Source organism: Devosia sp. A16, assembly GCF_001402915.1.
Lineage (GTDB): Bacteria > Pseudomonadota > Alphaproteobacteria > Rhizobiales > Devosiaceae > Devosia_A.
The window spans coordinates 900,617-919,954 of record NZ_CP012945.1 but is presented as its reverse complement, the minus strand read 5'-3'; the positions used below and the strand labels follow the sequence as shown (position 1 = coordinate 919,954).

Sequence of the window (19,338 nt, the reverse complement as noted above, 5' to 3'; positions counted from 1 at the left end):
CTCACCCGCCGCTACGCGGCGACCTCTCCCCTGAGGGGAGAGGTGACCCAGTGACCGCCGCAAGAGATGGAGCGCGTGGGACGATGACCGCTGAAACCGCCGACACCGCTGCTATCCCAGCCAAGGCCGGGCCGAACCTCGGCCTGTTGCGGCTGGCGGAGTCCATCGCTATTCCGCTCGGCGCGCTGGTGGTTTCGGCGGTGCTGTTCGCGCTGTTCCTCCTCGCCATCGGCAAGGATCCGGTCCAGTTCTACCAGTTGATCTGGACCGGCGGCTTCGGCTCGTCGTTCTCGATCCAGAATTCGCTGCAGCGGGCGGCGCCGCTGATCCTCACCGGGCTCGCCTTCGCCATTCCGGCGCGCATCGGGCTCACCATGATCGGCGGCGAGGGGGCGCTGGTGCTGGGCGGCTTCAGCGCTGCGGCCATCGCCATTCCGCTGGTTTCGAATGCCGCGCCGGTGCCGTTGACGCTCCTGGTCATGGCCCTCACTGCAGCGCTGACCGGTGGGCTGTGGGTGGGGCTCACCGGCTGGCTTAAATACGCGCGCGGGGTCAACGAAACCATCGCCTCGCTGCTGATGAGCTATATCGCCATCGCCATCATGAACTTCTTCGTCGAGGGGGCGCTGCGCGACCCGGCCTCGGCCAACAAGCCCTCGACCATGCCGATCGGCGATGCCTATCGCATCGGCTCGATCCCCGGCACCGAGGTGCACTGGGGCTTTGCGGCGGGCGTGGTGCTGGCGCTGCTGCTCTGGGTGCTGATGAGCCGCACCACCTTCGGCTTTGCGGCGCGGATGACCGGCGGCAACCTCAGGGCGGCACGGGCGCAGGGCCTGCCGGTGGGCTGGCTGATGGTGGTCTGCTGCGCCATTGCCGGCGCCTGCGCCGGGCTCGCCGGCTTCTTCGAAGTCGCGGCGATCCACGGGCAGGCCAATGCCTCGCTGGTCGCCGGCTATGGCTTTACCGGCATTCTCGTCGCCTTCCTCGCCCGGCAGAACCCGCTGGCGGTGATCCCGGTGGCGATCCTGTTCGGGGCGCTGGCGGCGGCCGGCGGGGTGATCCAGCGGCGGATGGGCATGCCGGACGCAACGATCCTGGTGCTGCAGGGAATGATGTTCGTGGTGCTCCTCGTATCGGAGACGTTCTACGGCCGGTTGAAGCTCTTCCAGCCCAAGGCAACGGGGGAGCGCACCTGATGGACAACGCCCTGGTCACCGTGCTGATCGCCATGCTCGGCGGCGCCATCCGGGTGTCGACACCCTTCATGTTCGTCGCCCTGGGTGAAACGCTCACCGAGAAATCGGGGCGCATCAACCTCGGGCTCGAGGGCAACCTGGTGCTCGGCGCCATGGTCGCCTACGCAGTGAGCTACCTCAGCGGCAATGCCTGGCTGGGGGTGCTGGCCGCCGGCGGCTCGGGGCTCTGCCTCGGCGCGCTGCATGGTTACATCTGCAAGCTGCCGCGGGTGAACGACATCGCCGTCGGCATCGCCATGATGAGCTTCGGCACCGGCCTCGCCTTCTTCTTCGGCAAGCCGTTCATCCAGCCCTCGGCGCCGCGGCTCGACGCCATCCCCCTGGGGGATTGGACCGGCAATCCGGCGCTCGCCCAGGCGCTCGAGGTCAACCCGCTGTTCTTCGTCGGCATCGCGCTCGCCGTCTTCATGTTCTGGGCGTTCAGGAACACCCGCTGGGGGCTGATCGTCCGGATGACCGGCGACAGCGCCGCCTCGGCCAAGGCGATGGGCGTATCGGTCGACCTGGTGCGCTTCCTCGCCACCGCGGCCGGCGGCTTCCTCGCCGGCATCGGCGGGGCGTTCCTGTCGCTCTACTATCCGGGCAGCTGGAACCAGGGGCTGAGCTCGGGCCAGGGGCTGATGGCCGTGGCGCTGGTGATCTTTGCGCGCTGGGACCCGATCAAGTGCATTTTCGCCGCGCTGCTGTTCGGCGCCGCCGGAGCGCTCGGGCCCTCGCTGCAATCGATCGGCATTTCGCAGGGCTACTACTTCTTCAACGCCGCTCCCTACATCCTGACGCTGATCATCATGATCATTTCCGCCGGCTCGAAGGCCGCGGCGCGGGATGTGCCGGGCGAACTGTCGATCACCAAGTGAGGCCGGAGACGATGAGCAGTTCCATGGACGAACGGATCGACGCGGCTGCCGTCCCCGGCGGCAGGACCATCGCCTCGACGCCCTATCCCTGGCCCTATGACGGCGACCTCAGGCCCGACAACACCGTGCTGGTGGTCATCGACATGCAGACCGATTTCTGCGGGCCGGGCGGCTATGTCGACTCGATGGGCTACGACATCTCGCTGACCCGGGCGCCGATCGAGCCGCTGAAAAAGCTGATGGCCGCCTTCCGCGCCAAAGGCTATCCGATCATCCACACGCGCGAAGGCCACAAGCCGGACCTCAGCGACCTGCCGGCCAACAAGCGCTGGCGCTCGCAGCGGATCGGCGCCGGTATCGGCGACCAGGGGCCGCAAGGGCGCATCCTGGTGCGCGGCGAGCCGGGCTGGGAAATCATCCCGGAACTCGCGCCGGAACCGGGCGAGGCAATCATCGACAAGCCGGGGAAGGGCTCGTTCGCCTCCACCGACCTTGAGCTGATCCTTCGGCTCAAGGGTATCCGCAATATCGTGCTCACCGGCATCACTACCGATGTCTGCGTCCACACCACGATGCGGGAGGCCAATGATCGCGGTTTCGAATGCGTGCTGCTCGAGGATTGCTGCGCCGCCACCAAGTACGACAACCACCTCGCCGCCATCGACATGATCAAGATGCAGGGCGGGGTGTTCGGCGCGGTCGCCACCTCCAGTGCGCTGATCGAGGTACTGTGATGACGGGTCGTGCGCCATCCCTCGAAGCCATCGGCATGACCAAGGTGTTCGGGCCGCTGGTGGCGCTCGACGATGTGTCGATCAAGGTCGAAGCCGGCTCGTTCCATGCACTTTTAGGCGAGAACGGCGCCGGCAAGTCGACGCTGGTCAAATGCATCATGGGCTTTTACAGCGCCGACAAGGGGCAGGTGACGCTCGACGGCCAGCCGGTATCGATCCGCTCGCCCCGGGATGCGAGGGCCAACGGCATCGGCATGGTCTACCAGCAGTTCACCCTGGTGCCGTGCCTCACCGGGGCGGAGAACCTGGTGATCTCGCGCGCCGATGCGCCGGCCATCATCGACTGGGCGAAAGAAAAGAAGCACCTCGACGCCTTCATGGCCGAGATGCCGTTCCGGGTGCCGATGAACACGCCGGTATCGTCGCTGTCGGCGGGCGAAAAGCAGAAGCTCGAAATCCTGAAGCTCCTCTATCTCGACCAGCGCTTCATGATCCTCGACGAGCCGACTTCCGTGCTGACGCCGGGCGAGGCCGACGAGATGCTCGGGCTCCTGGGCGGCATGGCCGACCGCAAGGAGATCACCGTGCTGATGATCTCGCACAAGTTCCGCGAGGTGAAGGCGTTCTGCGACCACTTCACCGTGCTGCGGCGCGGCCGCTTCACCGGGGCGGGGGACGCCAAGCTGGTGAGCGTCCCCGACATGAGCGCCATGATGATCGGCGACACGGCGATCCGCGAGCGCGCAGCGCGCAAGAAGCACAATGAGGGGGCCGACCGGCTGGAGCTCGCCGGGCTGTTCGCCGAGGACAATGACGGCCTGCCGGCGATCAAGTCGGTCAATCTCAAGGTGAAGGCCGGCGAGATCGTCGGCATTGCCGGGGTGTCCGGCAACGGGCAATCGGCGCTGGTCGAGGCGCTCTCCGGGCAGCGGCCGTTGTCGGATGGCGGCATCTACATCAACGGCGAGTTCTTCCGGCCCAAACGCGGCGCCTTCGACCGCTACAAGGTGTTCGGGCTGCCCGAGGAGCCGCTGAAGAACGCCACGGTGCCGCGGATGAGCGTTGCCGAGAACCTGGCGTTCCGCTCGTTCGACAAGCCGCCGGTGGCCAAGCTCGGCTGGTGGATGTCGCCCGGCCCGATGCGCGAGAAGGCGAAAGAGCTGATCGCCAGGTACCGGGTGAAGACGCAGGGTCCGGACGCGCCGATCGAGACGCTCTCGGGCGGCAATGTGCAGCGGGCGGTGCTGGCGCGCGAGCTCAGCGGCGATGTCGATGTGCTGATCGTCGCCAACCCCTGCTTCGGGCTGGATTTCGCCTCGGTGGCCGATATCCGCAGCCAGATCATGGAGCAGCGCAACCGCGGGGCGGCAGTGCTGCTGGTGAGCGAGGATCTCGACGAAATCCTCGAGCTCGCCGACCGGGTGGCGGTGATGAGTGGCGGCACCATCAACTATGTGGCGCGGATCGAGGACACCGACCGCAACACCATCGGACAACACATGGCGGGACACTGAGATGGACGCTGCGGCCGCGACAGGGCAGACCGAACCTCATGGCTGGGGCAGAGGCTGGCGGTGGGCAGCGCCGGGTGAGGGGGCCCTCGATCGGGTCCGTGGCAGGGCGAAGGGCCTCCTCACCAGACTGATGGGGAGCATGGCGTGCGCCGGCCTCTCCGTCATCCTCCCCCGCGTGGCGGGGGAGGGGAACCAGCGAAGCTGGTGGAGGGGGGAGCAAGACTCGCAGACATTGGCTCCCCCCTCCACTGCCTTCGGCGGTCCCCCTCCCCCGCCACGCGGGGGAGGATCACCGCGCCGCCGCGGGCAAGCCAACTCCGCCGACTACCTCGTCCTCCACATCCCCTGCCGCGGCTCCTTCGTCATGGAGATCCGTCGATGATCTCCGTCCCTTCGCGGCCCTACCCCTACCCACTCGACCCCGACCACACCGCCCTCGTCGTCATCGACATGCAGCGCGATTTCATCGAGCGCGGCGGCTTTGGGGATTCGCTCGGCAATGATGTCGCGCGGCTCGAGGCGATCATTCCGACGACGGCGGCGCTGCTGGCGCTGTTCCGGGACAAGGGCTGGCCGGTGATCCATACACGCGAGGCGCACAAGCCGGACCTGAGCGATTGCCCGCCGGCAAAAATCCGGCGCGGCAACCCGAGCCTCAAGATCGGCGAGGCCGGCACCATGGGGCGGCTGCTGGTGAGAGGGGAGCCGGGCAACCAGATCGTCGATGCGCTGGCGCCGCTCGACGGCGAGCTGGTGATCGACAAGCCGGGCAAGGGAATGTTCTGGGCCACCGGGCTCCACGAGCAGTTGCAGGGGCTTGGCATCACCCACCTGGTGTTCGCCGGCGTCACCACCGAGGTTTGCGTCCAGACCTCGATGCGCGAGGCCAACGATCGGGGCTATGAGTGCCTGGTGATCGAGGATGCCACCGAGAGTTACTTCCCCGAGTTCAAGGCGGCGACCCTGGCGATGATCGCGGCGCAGGGCGGCATCGTCGGCTGGGTGACACCGCTCGCGGCGCTCAAGCAGGCGGTCACGGCATGATGGTCAACGATCCCGCGGTGCTGGCCGAAGTCACGGCGGTGTTCGAACTCTACGAGGCGGCGCTCATCGCCGACGACGTGGCGGTGCTCGACGAGCTGTTCCTCGATAGCCCGCTCACCGTGCGCTACGGCATTGCCGAGAACCTCTATGGCAGCGAGGCGATCCGCGCCTTCCGGCTGCTGCGCCGCTCCACCGGCGTCGATCGGCGGCTTGCCGAAACGGTGATCACCACTTACGGACACGACACCGCCATCGCCGCGACGCTGTTCTCGCATGACAGTGTACCCGGGCGGGTTGGCCGGCAGATGCAGACGTGGATACGGATGCCGGATGGCTGGCGCGTCGCGGCGGCGCATGTCAGCGTCATCGACGCGTAGAACGACGACGCGGGACCTAGAGGGGACTATGCTCAAACGCACCTCCGGCGAGGAGATCCGCCGCGTGCTGGCCAGCCGTATCATCGCCGGCGAGCTGGAACCCGGCACGCCGCTCGATGAGACGCGACTGGCCAGCGAGTTCGCGGTGTCGCGCACTCCCGTACGCGAGGCCCTGCGGCTCTTGGCAGCGAGCGGTCTGGTGGACCAGAAGCCGCATGCCCGCGCGCTGGTGGCCAAGCCCGCGCCCGACGAGCTGGCCGGCATGTTCGAGGTGATGGGCTATCTCGAGGCGCTGTGCGCCGGGCTCTGCGCCCGCATGATGACGGCGGCGGAACGCGAGGCGCTCGACGCCCAGCACAATGTGATGGCCGGGATCGTGCGGGCCGGCGACACCACCGGCTATGCCGAGGCGAACGATGCGTTCCACACCGCGATTTACGAGGGGGCGCACAATAGCTATCTCGGCGAGATCACCATTTCGACCCGGCAGCGGCTGCAGCCGTTCCGGCGAGCGCAGTTCGGCGCGCGCGGGCGCCTCGCGCAATCGCATGCCGAACACGGGCTGATCGTCGAGGCGATCCTGCGCGGGGACCGGGCCGAAGCGGAAGCAGCGATGCGCAAGCACATCGCGATCGTCGGCGATGCCTATGAGCGGTTCAGTCGGGTTTAGGGAACACCGGCGGTGCAGGTAGTCCTCCCCCGCGTGGCGGGGGAGGATCACGGAGAGGCCGGCACGTTCGCCGCCAAAAACCTCCGCCAGCCGCCGAACTCCGAGATATCCCGGGCACCATTGACCGCTTCGGCTTCCACCAAAAAACCCTTGGCCGTCGTGCCATCCGCCAGTCGCAGCGTGCCGATGCCGAGCGGTGACGGGATCTTCGCGACGAACGTGCCGAAGCCCGCAGCATCCAGCGACCAAATTTCGGCGGTGATCGTGGCGCCGGCGCCGTTCGCGACGCGGAGCAGGCCGGGCTTGGGCGGCGTGGTGCCGGGGAGCGCGTAGAGGCGGTAGTCGGGTGTGGTGGTGGCCGTCCGCACGAAGCTGCCGCCGAGGCCGGTCAACTCGCTGTTGAGCGGCAGGCCGGAGAGGTGGGCGCCGACCACGGCGATCTCGAAGCGATCCGGCGTGGCTTTGAGCGGCGCGCCGGAAGCCTCGCCGGTCAGTGCCATGCCGATGCCGGCGAGGTAGCCGTCGCTGCCGGCGCGGCCGATCAGGGTCAGGCTGCCGCGCAACCCGTCCGAACGGGCGGCCGTCGGCACCGACAAGGCCGCGAGATCGAGCAGGTTGACGAAGTTGGTGTAGCTGCCGAGGTTGGAATTGAGGGTGATCGGGTCAGCTTCGAGCTCGGTCACGCTATAGGCGCGCGGCACGGTCGGCACGGCGAGGCAATCGAGCCCGGCGAAGAGCGGCGCCACGGCGCGCTTCAGATCCATCAGCCGGTAGGTCGCCTCGAAAGCGGAGACGGCGGTGAGGCCGCGGGCGCCCTCGATGATCTTGCGGGTCACCGGGTGGAAGGAATCGGGGCTCGTCTCCAGCAGGGCCTTGGTTGCGGCATAGCGCTCGGCCACCCAGGGCCCCTCGTAGAGCAGGCGGGCCACCGCGTGGAGCGGCTCGAAATCGACTTCGACGATTTCGGCGCCGCGGGCGGCGAGCGCTTCCAGATCGGCGGCGTAGGCGGCTTCCGCGGCCGCGTCGCCGAAGAATTTCCGCTGCGCCGGTGGCGGCACGCCGACGCGCAAGCTTGGCGGCGCGGCGGAAAGGGTTGGCGCCGGCAGCGGGCGCGACCAGGCGTCGGCGGCGTCATAGGCGGCAGCGATCGCAGTGACGCGGAAGGCGGTGGCGACGTCGCGGGCGAAGACCGAGATGGTGTCGAGCGTGCGGCAGGCCGGCACCATGCCGGTAGCCGAGAGCAGCCCCAGCGTCGGCTTCAGCCCGACGATGCCGTTCATCCCGGCCGGGATGCGGCCCGAACCGGCGGTGTCGGTGCCGAGGGCGAAATCGACGATGCCGGCGGCCACGGCCACAGCCGAGCCCGAGCTCGAGCCACCCGGCACCAGGTCGGCGCGTTGCACGTTGCGCGGCACGCCATAGGGCGAGCGCACGCCGACAAGGCCGGTGGCGAACTGATCGAGATTGGTCTTGCCCAGGACGATGGCGCCGGCCGCCTCGAGGCGGGCCACCACGAAAGCCGAACGCTCGGGCGCGTAGGCGAAATCGGGACAGGCGGCGGTGGTGGGCAAACCCGCTGCGTCGATATTGTCCTTCACCGCAAAGATCAGCCCGTAGAGCGGCTTGTCCGCGGGGCCAGCGGCTTCGAGCGCGGCGGCTTCGGCGAGGAGCGCGGCTTCAGGCTTGAGGCTGATGAAGGTGGCAGGGTCGTCATAGGCGGCGAGGGCGGCCAGGGCCTGGTGCACAGCGGTGGTGGGAGAAATCTGCAAGGCTCGGCCCCTCGATGATGGTCGAGGTGATTATGCACAGTCTGGTGGAGGGGAACATGGAGATGTGTGCAATGAAGGTGGATATGCAGAAAATTTGTGCAGAAATGATTTGATGCACGAAGTGATGCAGTTGTGGCGACTGTTGGAGATGGCCACCGGCGGTGCCACACCGTCCCCTCGCCCCTCTGGGGAGAGGGCGGCGAATGAGGCCAGCGGCCTCATTCGCGGGGTGAGGGGTGCCAAGCGCTGGAATCGTGAGGGTGATGTTGTTGCGGTCGGGCCGGTGTGTTTGGCGCCCCTCACCCTGGCCCTCTCCCCAGAGGGGCGAGGGGACGCGTGTTGGACCGCCGGTGGCTACTTTGCTTAGTCCGCGAACCGCGTCACCGGCACACCACGTGTCCCACTCGGAAGGCTCACCATTGCCCCACACAGCGGCCATTTCGCCAGATCCTCCGCCGATACTCCGGCACTGAGGCTTGGGACATAGAGCGTCGAGAGATCCGGGCCGCCGAAGCAGGGCATGGTGGGGCGGAAATTGGGGAGCTCGACCGAGCGCAGCAGCCTGCCTTCGGGCGAGAAGCAGTTGAGGCGGCTGGCCGAGGCGCCGCCCGACCAGTAATTGCCGTCGACGTCGCAGGCGCCGCCATCTGGGCGGCCGGTCAATTCGTCGAGTTCGAGCCAGCGGCGGCGGTTGGCTGCGGCGCCGCTGAGCGGATCGAAATCGTAGATGTCGACCCAGATGCCGCGCGAATCGGAGTGATACATCCGGGTGCCCGCCCCGTCCCAGGCGAGACCGTTGGAGATGCGGAAGCCCTCGGTGATGACGGTGAGGTCGCCGTCGGCGGTCACCCGGTAGAGCGTGCCTGCCGCATCAGCGGCCCCGCTCGCATCCATCGAGCCCACCCAGAAGGCGCCGTCCGGCCCGACCTTGCCGTCGTTCAGGCGCATCTCGGGCCGGCCATGCGCGATGCTGGCCAGCGTCGCGCGGCTGCCGCCAACAGGATCGAACAGGATCACCGAGCTCCGCAGCGCCACTACCAGTCGATCGGAGCGGCAGAGTCCCAGCGCGCCGACCGGCTCGCCCATCTCCCAGCGCCGGCGCGCCCCGGTCCTGGGATCGAGCCGGTGGATGACGCCTGGAGTGATGTCGACCCACCAGATGAGCCCGCTGCGCTCGTCCCAGACCGGGCTTTCGCCGATCTCGCAACGGTCGGCGGCGACGACGCTGATCTCGGGAGCGCTCATGGCTGGCCGTCCTGCGCCAGGCTCCATTCGCGGTAGCGCCGGCGGCCGCCTTCGAGGTGCTGGCGCATGGCGACGCGGGCCTCGTCGGGCTTGCGCTCGCTGATCGCATCGAAGATGCGCTGGTGCTCGGTGCGGATCACGTCGAGAAACTCCGACTTGCTCCGGTCGTCGGGGAAACTGGCGCCCAGCGCGCGGCGCGGGATCAGCCGCTCGCCCATCTCGTCGACGAACAGCCGGAAGCGCTTGTTGTTGGTGGCGTCGGCGATGGCACGGTGGAAGGCGCGGTCGGCATCGGTGGCAAGGGTATTGTCGCTGAGATGGCGGTTGAACTGGCTCATCGCCTGCTCCATGCGGAGGAGGTTGGTCTCGGTCCGGCGTTCGGCCGCAAGGCCTGCCGCCTCGACCTCGACGCTGATGCGGAACTCGAGAAAATCCAGCACGTCGCCGATCTCTTCGGGCGCCGCCATCAGCATAGAGAGGCCGCCGGCGGGCAAGGGGGGCCTGCTGACATAGACGCCGCTGCCGCGCAGCGAGCGCAGCCGGCCCTCGGCCTTGAGGCTGGCGATCGCCTCGCGCACCACGGTGCGGCTCACCGAGAACTGCTCGCACAGCCGATCGGCCGTCGGCAGCTTGTCGCCGGGGTTGAGCCCGCTGGTCTCGATCAGGCGTAACAGGTCGAGCTTGACCCGGTCGGTGAGGTGCATTGGGGGGCTGGCAGGCATAAGGGCCGATCTCAAGGGGTTCGGAGGCTATTCATAGGCGCCGCTACCGGACGGTGAAAGAGGGACGATGCACCGCATATGGTTGCCGATATCGCAGAATTATCATACTGCTTTCAAGAAGTCATATTCTTGGAGGGGATGAATGTACGTAGGCACACAACTTGGCGGTGACCAGTTCGCCAAGGTGGGGGATCGCTATCTGAGGCAGCTGGCGCAACTGGGGGTCCGGCATGTCTGCATCGACCCGGTGGGGGATCCCTGGCAGTGGGACCGCGACATCCTGATGCGGCACGCCGAGCATGTATCGAAATTCGGCCTGGTGCTCGACATGGTGCAGCTGCCGCTGCCATCCTCGGGGATCGAGCGCCGGCACCAGTCTCCGGGGATCGTGCTGGGCAAGCCCGGCGAGCGCGACCGCGAGATCGACGGCATCTGCCGGATCATCGAGGCGCTGGCCGAGGCGGGAATCGGCGCCGCCAAGTACAATTTCAACGTCCTGGGCATCCCGCGCACCCCCTCGGAGACCGGACGGGGCGGGGCGGTGCTCTCCACCTTCCGCTCCGAGCAGGCGACCGATAGTGATACCCTGACCATCGCCGGCGAGGTGAGCGCCGAGGAATTCTGGGGCCGCATCGAGTATTTCCTCGAGCGCGTGGTGCCGGTGGCGACTGCCAACAAGGTGCGGCTCGCCTGCCACCCGCACGATCCGATGACGCCGCCGGGCTATCGCGGCTTCGAGACCCGGGTGCTGTCGAGCGTCGAGGGGCTGATGCGGTTCGTCCAGACCGCGGAGAGCCCGTATCACGGGCTCAATTTCTGCCAGGGCACGGTGGCCGAAGGGATGGAGAGCCCGCGCGAGGAGATCGCCGAGGTGATCCGCTGGTTCGGCAGCCGCAAGAAGATCTTCAACGTGCACTTCCGCAACATCAAGGGCGGCCGCTACTCGTTCACCGAGGAGTTCCCCGACAATGGCGACATGGACATGCCGGCAGCGTTCAAGGTCTACCACGAGGTCGGCTATGACGGCATGATCATGCCCGACCATGTGCCGCATATCGATGCCGACAACTCGATGGAGACTGCGTTCGCGTTCTGCTTCGGCTACATCATCGCGCTGTTCCAGGCGAACGGCTGGGACCCGTATGGGCCTTGAGGGGGCAGGTGCTGGCTCCTCTGTCCCCTCTCCCCTCAGGGGGAAGGTGGCGCGAAGCGCCGGATGAGGGGTGAAGCGGCGCTACTCGCGCTCGCTGAGAAGCTGTACCCCTCACCCGAGTTCCGCTACGGGCCTTCGGTCCTAGCTGCACTACCCTCTCCCCTCAGGGGAGAGGGGGCGTGGTCGTAGCTCCCAGATGCACCAACAAGCGAAGGCCAGGATGTCGCGATCTGGGCCTTTTGCCTCAGCAGGAAGAGCCGTCAGGCGTTGGCGGCGATCAGCTCCGCCAGCACCTGCCGCTCGCCGGCGTCGAGTTCGGTGAGCGGGGTGCGGACCTTGCCGGCGGGGCGGCCGACCAGTTCAGCGCCGGCCTTGATCATCGATACGGCATAGCCGCGCTTCCTGTCGCGCAGCTCGATCAGCGGCAGGTAGAAGCTCTTCATCAGCGCGTCGAGCACCTGGGTGTCGCGCTGCCGCACCGCGTTGTAGAAGCGCAGTGCCAGCTCGGGCACGAAGTTGAAGACGGCCGACGAGTAGGTGGTGACGCCCATCTCGAGATAGGGCTGGGCGAAGACCTCGGCTGTCGGCAGGCCGCCGATATGGACGACGCGATCGCCCAGCCGGTGGGCGATGCGCTGCATCAGCTGCAGGTCGCCGATGCCGTCCTTGTAGCCGATGAAATTGGGGCAGGCGGCGGCCAGCTTTTCGAGCCCGGCGGGCGACAGTCGGGTGTTGTCGCGGGCGTAGTAGATGACGCCGAGGCCGACCGAGCGGCAGATCGCCTGCATGTGGGCGATCACGCCCTCTTCCTCGGCGAACATCAGGTAGTGCGGCAGCACCAGGATGCCGGCGGCGCCCGCCGCTTCGGCGCGCCGCGCCAGATCCACCGCCATGCGGGTGCCGTAGCCGACCCCGGCCAGCACCGGCACGTCGGCGGCGCTGTTCTCGACGGCGGTGCGGATCACCGCGTCATACTCGTCATAGCCGATGGAAAAGAACTCGCCGGTGCCGCCCGCCGCGAACAGTCCGGCGGCGTTGTAGGACGAGAGCCATTGCAGGCGCCGGGCGTAGGAGCCGGCGTCGAACTCGCCGTCGGCGTCGAAGTCGGTCACCGGAAAGGACAGCAACCCGGAACCGATCTTGGCCTTGATCTCGTCGAAACTCACCGATGTCTCCCGTGGCGTCCAGATTAGTATTATTTCTTTCTGCTACCACCCGGGAAAGCCTGGTGTCAACGCGACGTGCGTCATCCTTCAGGCCGGCTGGTGTCAAAGCAGTATGATTTATCGTTTGACAGTGCCGTTGCAGTCATACCACATTGCGCGCCACCAACGCCGAAGGAGAATGCTCCCGGCGGCTGGATGCAATTTTCACGGGAGGGTGAATTGAAGCATTTCCTTGTGGCTTCACTTGCGGGGGTATCGCTGCTGGCGCTTGGCGGGGCGGCGTCGGCGGCTGACTACAAGCAGGCCCCGATGCTCGATGCCGCGGTTGCCGACGGCACGCTGCCGCCGGTGGCCGAGCGCCTCGGCGCGGCACCCCGGGTCATCACGCCGGTCAGCGAAGTGGGCCAGTACGGCGGCACCTTCCGCGGCGGCATGGTGGGCGGCAATGACCGCAACATGCTCTTCACCTATTTCGGCTACGAGCCGCTGCTCGCCTGGGACGCCGACTGGACCGGCGCGATCGTCCCCAACATCGCCAGCGCCTACAGCGCCAGCGCCGACAGCAAGTCGTTCACCTTCACGCTGCGCGAGGGAATGAAATGGTCGGACGGGACGCCCTTCACCGCTGCTGACGTGGCGTTTTTCGTCGAGGACGTGCTGCCCGACGACAAGCTGTTCCCGACCAAGCCGGGCTGGCTGACGGTCGAAGGCGAGCTGCCGAGCATCGCGGTGGCCTCGCCCACCGAGTTCACCCTGTCGTGGACGAAGCCCAACGGGCTGTTCATCCTCAATGCGGCGAGCGTCTACGGCGTGCAGCTGACGCTGCTCAGCAAAGCCTATTGCAGCCAGTTCCTGCCCAAATACAACCCGGATGCAGATGCCAACGCCAAGGCGGCGGGCGTTGCCGACTGGTCCGAGCAGATGGTCAACATGTGCGGCGTCGGCATCGAGAACATCCAGCGCTGGCGCAACCCGGAGCGCCCGACCATCGAAGCCTGGCGCATCACCGAGCCCTATGTCGCCGGCGCCACCCGCGTGGCGCTGGAGCGCAACCCCTACTACTGGAAGGTCGACACGGCGGGGAACCAGCTGCCCTACATGGATGGGCTCTCGATGTCGGTGAACGCCGAGGCGCAGACGCTGCTGCTCAGCGTGCTCGCCGGCGAGATCGACTACGAGGTTCGCCACACCGCCAACACCACCAACCTGCCGGTGCTGTCGGAAGGCCAGGGGGCCGGCAATTTCCGCATCAGCCCGCGCGAGTCGCGGGTGGGCAACTCGCTCGTCATTTCGGTCAACCTCAACTCGCACGACGCGATCAAGCAGCCGATCTTTGCCAACAAGGATTTCCGCATTGCGCTGTCCTACGCGCTGGACCGGCAGGCGATCATCGACACCATCTTCCTGGGGCAGGGAACGCCCCGGCAGGTGGCGCCGCTCGAAGGCACCCCGTTCTACAACGAGAAGCTGGCGACGCAGTATCTCGAGTACAATGCCGACGAGGCCAACCGGCTGCTCGATGCCATCGGCCTCGACAAGCGCGGCGGCAACGGCCTGCGCCTCGCGCCCGATGGCAGCCCGCTGGTGGTGAACGTCGCCGCAGTGACGGCGCTGGGCAACACCGCCGATGTCGCCGAACTGCTGGTGCAGTACTGGCAGGCGGTGGGGATCGACGCGCGCTTCACCGCGATGGACCGCACCCGCTTCTACGAGGAAAAGACCGCCAGCCAGCACGACATCGTGGTGTGGGGCGCCACCTCCGGCGGCATCGACGTCTATATCGACCCGCGCGACTATTTCCCGTTCTCGACTGAATCGAACTTCGCGGTCGACTGGGCCAAGTTCTACATCAAGGATGGCGGGGTCGAGCCGCCCGATTACGTCAAGCAGCAGTGGGCGCTGTACGACCAGATCAAGGGCACGTCGAATGCCGACGAGCAGGCGAAGCTGTTGAGCCAGCTGCTCGATATCAGCGCCGAGCAATTCTACCAGATCGGCATCAGCACGGCGATCCAGGGCTTTGCCGTGGTGTCGAACAAGCTGGGCAACGTGCCCGACGACACCCCGACCGGCTGGATCCATCCAGATCCGGGCACGCTGAACACCGAGCAGTTCTACTTCAAGCAGTAGTCTGGGCTTCTCAAGGCGCGATCCGGCGGCCCGTTCCGCCGGATCGTCCAACCCCACGGGCCGGTTCATGCTCCTCTACATCCTCAAGCGAATAGCCGGCATGATCCCGGCGATGGTAGCGATCTCGATCCTGGCGTTCACCGTGATCCAGCTGCCGCCGGGCGATTATGTCTCGACCTATGCGGCGCAGATCGCGCAGGCCGGCGAGACCGTCGACAGCGCGGTGCTGGCGAGCCTGCGCGAGCGCTACGGGCTCGGCGACAATGTCGTGGTGCAGTATTTCAAGTGGATCGGCGGCATCGTCACGCGCGGCGATTTCGGCGACAGCTTCGAGTGGAACCAGCCGGTCACCGAGCTGATCTGGGGCCGCATGGGGATGACGGCGCTGATCTCGCTGCTGACGCTGGTGCTGATGTGGGCGTTCTCGCTGCCGATCGGCATCTATTCGGCGGTACGGCAATATTCGGTGACCGACTATCTCGCCACCGCCTTCGCCTTCCTCGCCATGGCGACGCCGAACTTCCTGCTCGCCATCATGCTGCTTTACGCCTCGACCATGTGGTTCGGCGTTTCTGTGGGCGGGTTGTTCTCGCCAGCCTTCGAGAATGCGCCGTTCTCGCTGGCCAAGGTGTGGGACTTCATCACCCATGCCTGGATCCCGATCTTCGTGCTGGGCACCGCCGGCACCGCGTCGCTGATCCGGGTGATGCGGGCGAACCTGCTCGACGAGCTGCACAAGCCCTATGTCGAGGCGGCGCGCTCCAAGGGGCTGCCCGAGGGCCGGCTGATCTTCACCTATCCGGTGCGCGTGGCGCTCAACCCGTTCATCTCGACCGTCGGCTGGGTGCTGCCGGCGCTGATCTCGGGCGAACTGGTGGTCTCCACCGTGCTGAACCTGCCGACCGCCGGGCCGCTGCTGCTGCAGGCGCTCAAGAGCCAGGACATGTATCTGGCCGGAGCCTTCATCCTGCTCAGTGGCGCGCTGGTGCTGATCGGCACGCTGGTCTCCGACATCCTGCTTGCCATCTCCGACCCAAGGATCCGGCTGTCATGAGCTTGCCCTCCGAGGCCACCGAGAGCGGCGCCGGGCTGCTCGACCAGCAGGTCAGCGCCGGCCGGTTGCAGGCCGCCGGACAGTGGACGCTGTTCTGGCACAAGTTCAAGAAGCACCGGCTGGCGGTGCTGTCGCTGGCGATCGTCGGGCTGATCTATTTCGTCGCGCTGTTTGCCGAGTTTCTAGCGCCACAGGATCCGGCCAAGTTCGATCCGCGCTACACCTATGTGCCGCCGCAGGCGATCGGCTGGTTCGTCGCTGACGGCGCCGGCGGCTCGCGCTTCCAGCCGCATGTCACCGGCTTCGACATCAAGGTCGATCCAAAGAGCTTCCGCCGCATCTTCACTCCCAAGCCGAGCGAGATCATCCCCATCGGACTGTTCGTCAGCGGGCAGAGCTACAAGCTCTGGGGCCTGTTCGAAACCGACCTCCACCTGATCGGGCCGCTGGAAAAGAACAAGCCGTTCTTCCTCGCCGGCGGCGATCGGCTGGGCCGGGACCTCCTGAGCCGCACCATCCACGGCACCCGCATCTCGATGTCGATCGGTCTCGTCGGCGTCGGCCTGTCGCTGGTGGTGGGGATGATCCTGGGCGGCATTTCCGGCTATCGCGGTGGCCTGGTCGACCGGGTGATCCAGCGCGTCATCGAATTCATCCGCTCGGTGCCCACCATTCCGCTCTGGCTCGGCCTTGCCGCCGCCATGCCCAAGGACTGGCCGCCGCTGCAGGTCTATTTCTCGATCCTCGTCATCCTGTCGCTGATCGGCTGGACCGAGATCGCCCGCGTGGTGCGCGGGCGTTTCCTGAGCCTCAGAAGCGAGGATTTCGTCATCGCGGCGCGGCTCGACGGGGTCAGCGAGTTCCGCCTGATCATGCGGCACATGATGCCGAGCCTTTATTCGCACATCATCGCGGCGATCACCCTTGCCATTCCAAACATGATCCTCGCCGAGACGGCGCTGAGCTTTCTCGGGCTCGGGTTGCAGCCGCCGATCGTCAGCTGGGGCGTGCTGCTGCAGGACACGCAGAACCTGCGCGCCATCACCCAGGCACCATGGCTGTTCGTGCCGGGAATCTGCGTGGTGGTAGCGGTGCTGTCGCTCAATTTCCTCGGAGACGGCGTCCGCGACGCCGCGGATCCCTATGCCAAGTAACGACCCGCGCAAACCGATCCTCACGGTCAGGAACCTCGCCGTCGAGTTCCCGGTGCACAAATCGGTGGTGCAGGCGGTGCGCGGGGTCAGCTTCAGCCTGTCGCGCGGCGAGACGCTCTGCCTCGTGGGCGAAAGCGGCTCGGGCAAGAGCGTCACCGCCCGGGCCATCCTGCAACTGGTGGCGTCGCCTGGGCGGATTACCGCGGGAGAAATCCTGCTCGACACCGGCAGCGGCGAGGTCGATATCGTCAAGCTCGGCGCCAATGGCGCAGGCATTCGCGCGGTGCGCGGGCGCCGGATCGCGATGATCTTCCAGGAGCCGATGTCGAGCCTGTCGCCGGTGCACACCATCGGGCACCAGATCGTCGAGACCATCCTGCTGCACGAAAAGATCAGCAAGGAGGAAGCGCGGAAGCGGGCCGCGGCATTGCTCGACCGGGTGCGGATTCCCAACCCGGAGGCGGCGCTCGACCGCTATTCGTTCGAATTCTCGGGCGGCATGCGGCAGCGCGCCATGATCGCCATGGCGCTGTCCTGCAACCCCGAAATCCTGATCGCGGACGAGCCGACCACGGCGCTGGATGTGACCACCCAGGCCGAGATCCTGTCGCTGCTGCGCGAGCTGCAGCGCGACCGCGGCATGGCGGTGCTGTTCATCACCCACGACATGGGCGTGGTGGCGCAGATCGCCGACCGCGTCATGGTGATGTTCAAGGGCGAGGTGGTGGAAGAGGCCAATGTGTTCGATCTGTTCGAGCGGCCGCAGCAACCCTACACCAAGGCGCTGCTCGGCTCGGTGCTGAAGCTCGAGACGCCGGCGCCGCGGCCGCCGCGCCCGACCGCCGAGACGCCGATCGCCGAGATCAGCGACCTGTCGCTGCACTTTCCGCTCAACCTGGGCGTGCTCGGCAAGCCGACCGCCTATCTCAAGGCGATCGACGGGGTCAGCCTCACCATCAACAAGGGGGAAACCGTCGGGGTGGTGGGCGAAAGCGGCTCGGGCAAGACCACGCTGGGGCGGACGCTCTTGCGCATCTACACTCCGACCGGCGGCCAGGTGAACTATTGGCGCGGCGACGGGGTGGAGGTCGATATCGCCCGGCTCGACCGGCGGCAGATGAAATCGCTCTACAGCGAAGTGCGCATGGTGTTCCAGGATCCGCACTCCTCGCTCAACCCGCGGATGACGGTGTACCAGATCATCTCCGAGCCGCTGCGCACCAACACGGCGATGAGCGAGCGGGAGATGCGCGACCGGGTAGCGGAGCTGTTGATGCGGGTCGGGCTGCCGGCCGATGGCGGCGAGCGCTATCCGCATGCGTTCTCGGGCGGGCAGCGGCAGCGCATCTCGATCGCCCGCGCCATTGCCTTGCGCCCCCGGCTGATCATCGCGGACGAACCGACCTCGGCGCTCGATGTGTCGCTGCGCCACCAGGTGCTCGACCTGATGCGCGGGCTGCAGGACGAATATGGCCTCAGCTACCTGTTCATCAGCCACGACATCTCGGTGATCCGCTATTTCTGCGACCGGGTGGCCGTGATGAAGAGCGGCAAGATCGTCGAGATCGGCGACGTCGCGCAGATTTGCGAGCGGCCGGAGCACCCCTATACTCAGACACTGATCCGCGCCGTGCCGCGGCCGGATCCCCGCCTGCGCAGTTCCGCTCCCGCCTGAGGATCACCATGCCGCAAATCCTGTTGACTGGCGCCGCCGGCCGGCTCGGCACGCATTTCCGGGCCCGCTTCGCCGAAGCGGGGAGGGCGGTGCTGGCGACCGATATCGTCGCTCCCGCCGACGGTGGTGCGGTGGTGCTGGCCGATCTCGCTGACCGCGCGGCGGTGGACGAACTGATGCGGCAGGATATCGGCGCCGTGGTGCACCTGGGCGGAATGTCCAAGGAAGCGCCGTGGCAGCAGATTCTCGATGCCAATATTGCCGGCACCTACAATGTCTTCGATGCGGCGCGCAAAGCCGGGGTCGACCGTATCGTCTACGCCTCATCCTACCATGTGTTGGGCATGCACCCGGCAACTGAGGTGCCGCTCGATATCCATGCCGAACTGCGGCCCGACACGCTCTATGCGGTGAGCAAGCTGTTCGGCGAAAACCTAGGGCGGCTCTACCACGACAAGTTCGGCATCGGCTGCATGAGCGTGCGCATCTGCGCCGCCAACCCGCCGAACACCACGCGCGATCTGAAGCTCTATGTCGATCGCGACGACCTGGTGAGCCTCGTCACCATCGCGCTCGATGCGCCGGACCTCGGCTACCGCACGGTGTTCGCGATCTCGGACAATGACGACGCCTGGTATGTCAACGACCCCGAACAGACACTAGGCTGGCAGCCGCAGCACTCATCGCGCGAGTTGCCGCTGCCCGAGGGCAAGACCGAGTGGCCGGCGCCGGACCCCCAGGTGGCGCGGCTACAAGGCGCCGCATTCGCCAACTGGGGGCATTTTGACGACTAGAAGGTGTGGCGACGGTACCGC

General features: G+C 66.9%; 16 protein-coding genes and 1 pseudogene. 13 read left to right on the top strand and 4 right to left on the bottom strand.

The features are described from left to right. The first annotated feature begins 83 nt into the window (after positions 1–83). The 7 genes from APS40_RS04575 to APS40_RS04540 all read left to right on the top strand — a co-directional run bounded on the left by APS40_RS04575 (position 84) and on the right by APS40_RS04540 (position 6,455). Positions 84–1,199 (top strand): ABC transporter permease, encoded by a 1,116-nt coding sequence (locus tag APS40_RS04575; protein ID WP_055045944.1) that lies wholly within the window; start codon positions 84–86, stop codon positions 1,197–1,199. Beyond that, on the top strand, positions 1,199–2,116 hold the full coding sequence (locus tag APS40_RS04570) for an ABC transporter permease (protein WP_055045943.1): 918 nt from the start codon (positions 1,199–1,201) through the stop codon (positions 2,114–2,116). The genes APS40_RS04575 and APS40_RS04570 overlap by 1 nt, the downstream gene beginning before the upstream one ends. A 23-nt stretch (positions 2,117–2,139) precedes the next feature. Then, positions 2,140–2,850 (top strand): biuret amidohydrolase, encoded by a 711-nt coding sequence (biuH, locus tag APS40_RS04565; protein WP_055045942.1) that lies wholly within the window; start codon positions 2,140–2,142, stop codon positions 2,848–2,850. Next, a complete protein-coding gene (locus tag APS40_RS04560) occupies positions 2,850–4,364 on the top strand; it encodes an ABC transporter ATP-binding protein (RefSeq protein WP_055045941.1) in 1,515 nt (504 codons plus the stop codon). Before biuH ends, APS40_RS04560 begins: the two co-directional genes overlap by 1 nt. Positions 4,365–4,742: 378 nt before the next feature. Beyond that, positions 4,743–5,408: a cysteine hydrolase family protein gene (locus APS40_RS04550; protein WP_055045939.1), complete on the top strand. Its 666-nt coding sequence runs from the start codon at positions 4,743–4,745 to the stop codon at positions 5,406–5,408. Further along, complete coding sequence (hpxZ, locus tag APS40_RS04545) at positions 5,405–5,785, top strand: oxalurate catabolism protein HpxZ (RefSeq protein ID WP_055045938.1); 381 nt, start codon at positions 5,405–5,407, stop codon at positions 5,783–5,785. Before APS40_RS04550 ends, hpxZ begins: the two co-directional genes overlap by 4 nt. 28 nt (positions 5,786–5,813) lie before the next feature. Further along, a complete protein-coding gene (locus tag APS40_RS04540; RefSeq protein ID WP_055045937.1) occupies positions 5,814–6,455 on the top strand; it encodes a GntR family transcriptional regulator in 642 nt (213 codons plus the stop codon). 47 nt (positions 6,456–6,502) lie between these two features. Here the strand turns inward: APS40_RS04540 and atzF are convergent, their stop codons facing one another. The 3 genes from atzF to APS40_RS04520 all read right to left on the bottom strand — a co-directional run bounded on the left by atzF (position 6,503) and on the right by APS40_RS04520 (position 10,173). Beyond that, positions 6,503–8,224, bottom strand: coding sequence for an allophanate hydrolase (gene atzF / locus APS40_RS04535; protein WP_055045936.1), 1,722 nt, complete (start codon positions 8,222–8,224; stop codon positions 6,503–6,505). A 363-nt stretch (positions 8,225–8,587) separates the two neighbouring features. Continuing rightward, positions 8,588–9,469, bottom strand: coding sequence for an SMP-30/gluconolactonase/LRE family protein (locus APS40_RS04525; RefSeq protein WP_055045934.1), 882 nt, complete (start codon positions 9,467–9,469; stop codon positions 8,588–8,590). Beyond that, the gene (locus APS40_RS04520; RefSeq protein ID WP_055045933.1) at positions 9,466–10,173 is read right to left on the bottom strand and encodes a FadR/GntR family transcriptional regulator; all 708 of its coding nucleotides are present in this window, start codon (positions 10,171–10,173) and stop codon (positions 9,466–9,468) included. The genes APS40_RS04525 and APS40_RS04520 overlap by 4 nt, the downstream gene beginning before the upstream one ends. Positions 10,174–10,333: 160 nt before the next feature. Between APS40_RS04520 and APS40_RS04515 the strand changes: the two genes are divergently transcribed. Then, on the top strand, positions 10,334–11,344 hold the full coding sequence (locus tag APS40_RS04515; protein WP_055045932.1) for a mannonate dehydratase: 1,011 nt from the start codon (positions 10,334–10,336) through the stop codon (positions 11,342–11,344). Between the two features lie 260 nt (positions 11,345–11,604). Here the strand turns inward: APS40_RS04515 and kdgD are convergent, their stop codons facing one another. After that, positions 11,605–12,510 (bottom strand): 5-dehydro-4-deoxyglucarate dehydratase, encoded by a 906-nt coding sequence (gene kdgD, locus APS40_RS04510; RefSeq protein ID WP_055045931.1) that lies wholly within the window; start codon positions 12,508–12,510, stop codon positions 11,605–11,607. Between the two features lie 219 nt (positions 12,511–12,729). Here kdgD and APS40_RS04505 point away from each other — a divergent pair, with 219 nt between their 5' ends. The 5 genes and pseudogenes from APS40_RS04505 (at position 12,730) to APS40_RS04485 (ending at position 19,317) form a co-directional block, all read left to right on the top strand. Then, a complete protein-coding gene (locus APS40_RS04505) occupies positions 12,730–14,640 on the top strand; it encodes an ABC transporter substrate-binding protein (RefSeq protein WP_055045930.1) in 1,911 nt (636 codons plus the stop codon). A gap of 67 nt (positions 14,641–14,707) precedes the next feature. Continuing rightward, entirely contained in the window at positions 14,708–15,694 is a 987-nt protein-coding gene (locus tag APS40_RS04500) for an ABC transporter permease (protein ID WP_055045929.1), read from the top strand. After that, entirely contained in the window at positions 15,691–16,848 is a 1,158-nt protein-coding gene (locus APS40_RS04495; protein WP_082434184.1) for an ABC transporter permease, read from the top strand. Before APS40_RS04500 ends, APS40_RS04495 begins: the two co-directional genes overlap by 4 nt. Then, positions 16,838–18,567 (top strand): annotated as a pseudogene (locus tag APS40_RS04490) (ABC transporter ATP-binding protein); the annotation flags it as partial. The gene APS40_RS04495 and the pseudogene APS40_RS04490, both read left to right, overlap by 11 nt. After that, positions 18,547–19,317 (top strand): NAD-dependent epimerase/dehydratase family protein, encoded by a 771-nt coding sequence (locus APS40_RS04485; RefSeq protein ID WP_442855861.1) that lies wholly within the window; start codon positions 18,547–18,549, stop codon positions 19,315–19,317. The pseudogene APS40_RS04490 and the gene APS40_RS04485, both read left to right, overlap by 21 nt. Positions 19,318–19,338 lie beyond the last annotated feature (21 nt).

Coding starts and splice junctions, on each gene's coding strand:
- APS40_RS04560 (WP_055045941.1), top strand. CDS start 2,850: ATGACGGGTCGTGCGCCATCCCTCGAAGCCATCGGCATGACCAAGGTG.
- APS40_RS04550 (WP_055045939.1), top strand. CDS start 4,743: ATGATCTCCGTCCCTTCGCGGCCCTACCCCTACCCACTCGACCCCGAC.
- APS40_RS04515 (WP_055045932.1), top strand. CDS start 10,334: ATGTACGTAGGCACACAACTTGGCGGTGACCAGTTCGCCAAGGTGGGG.
- APS40_RS04525 (WP_055045934.1), bottom strand. CDS start 9,469: ATGAGCGCTCCCGAGATCAGCGTCGTCGCCGCCGACCGTTGCGAGATC.
- APS40_RS04540 (WP_055045937.1), top strand. CDS start 5,814: ATGCTCAAACGCACCTCCGGCGAGGAGATCCGCCGCGTGCTGGCCAGC.
- biuH (WP_055045942.1), top strand. CDS start 2,140: ATGGACGAACGGATCGACGCGGCTGCCGTCCCCGGCGGCAGGACCATC.
- APS40_RS04570 (WP_055045943.1), top strand. CDS start 1,199: ATGGACAACGCCCTGGTCACCGTGCTGATCGCCATGCTCGGCGGCGCC.
- APS40_RS04500 (WP_055045929.1), top strand. CDS start 14,708: ATGCTCCTCTACATCCTCAAGCGAATAGCCGGCATGATCCCGGCGATG.
- APS40_RS04520 (WP_055045933.1), bottom strand. CDS start 10,173: ATGCACCTCACCGACCGGGTCAAGCTCGACCTGTTACGCCTGATCGAG.
- APS40_RS04495 (WP_082434184.1), top strand. CDS start 15,691: ATGAGCTTGCCCTCCGAGGCCACCGAGAGCGGCGCCGGGCTGCTCGAC.
- APS40_RS04575 (WP_055045944.1), top strand. CDS start 84: ATGACCGCTGAAACCGCCGACACCGCTGCTATCCCAGCCAAGGCCGGG.
- hpxZ (WP_055045938.1), top strand. CDS start 5,405: ATGATGGTCAACGATCCCGCGGTGCTGGCCGAAGTCACGGCGGTGTTC.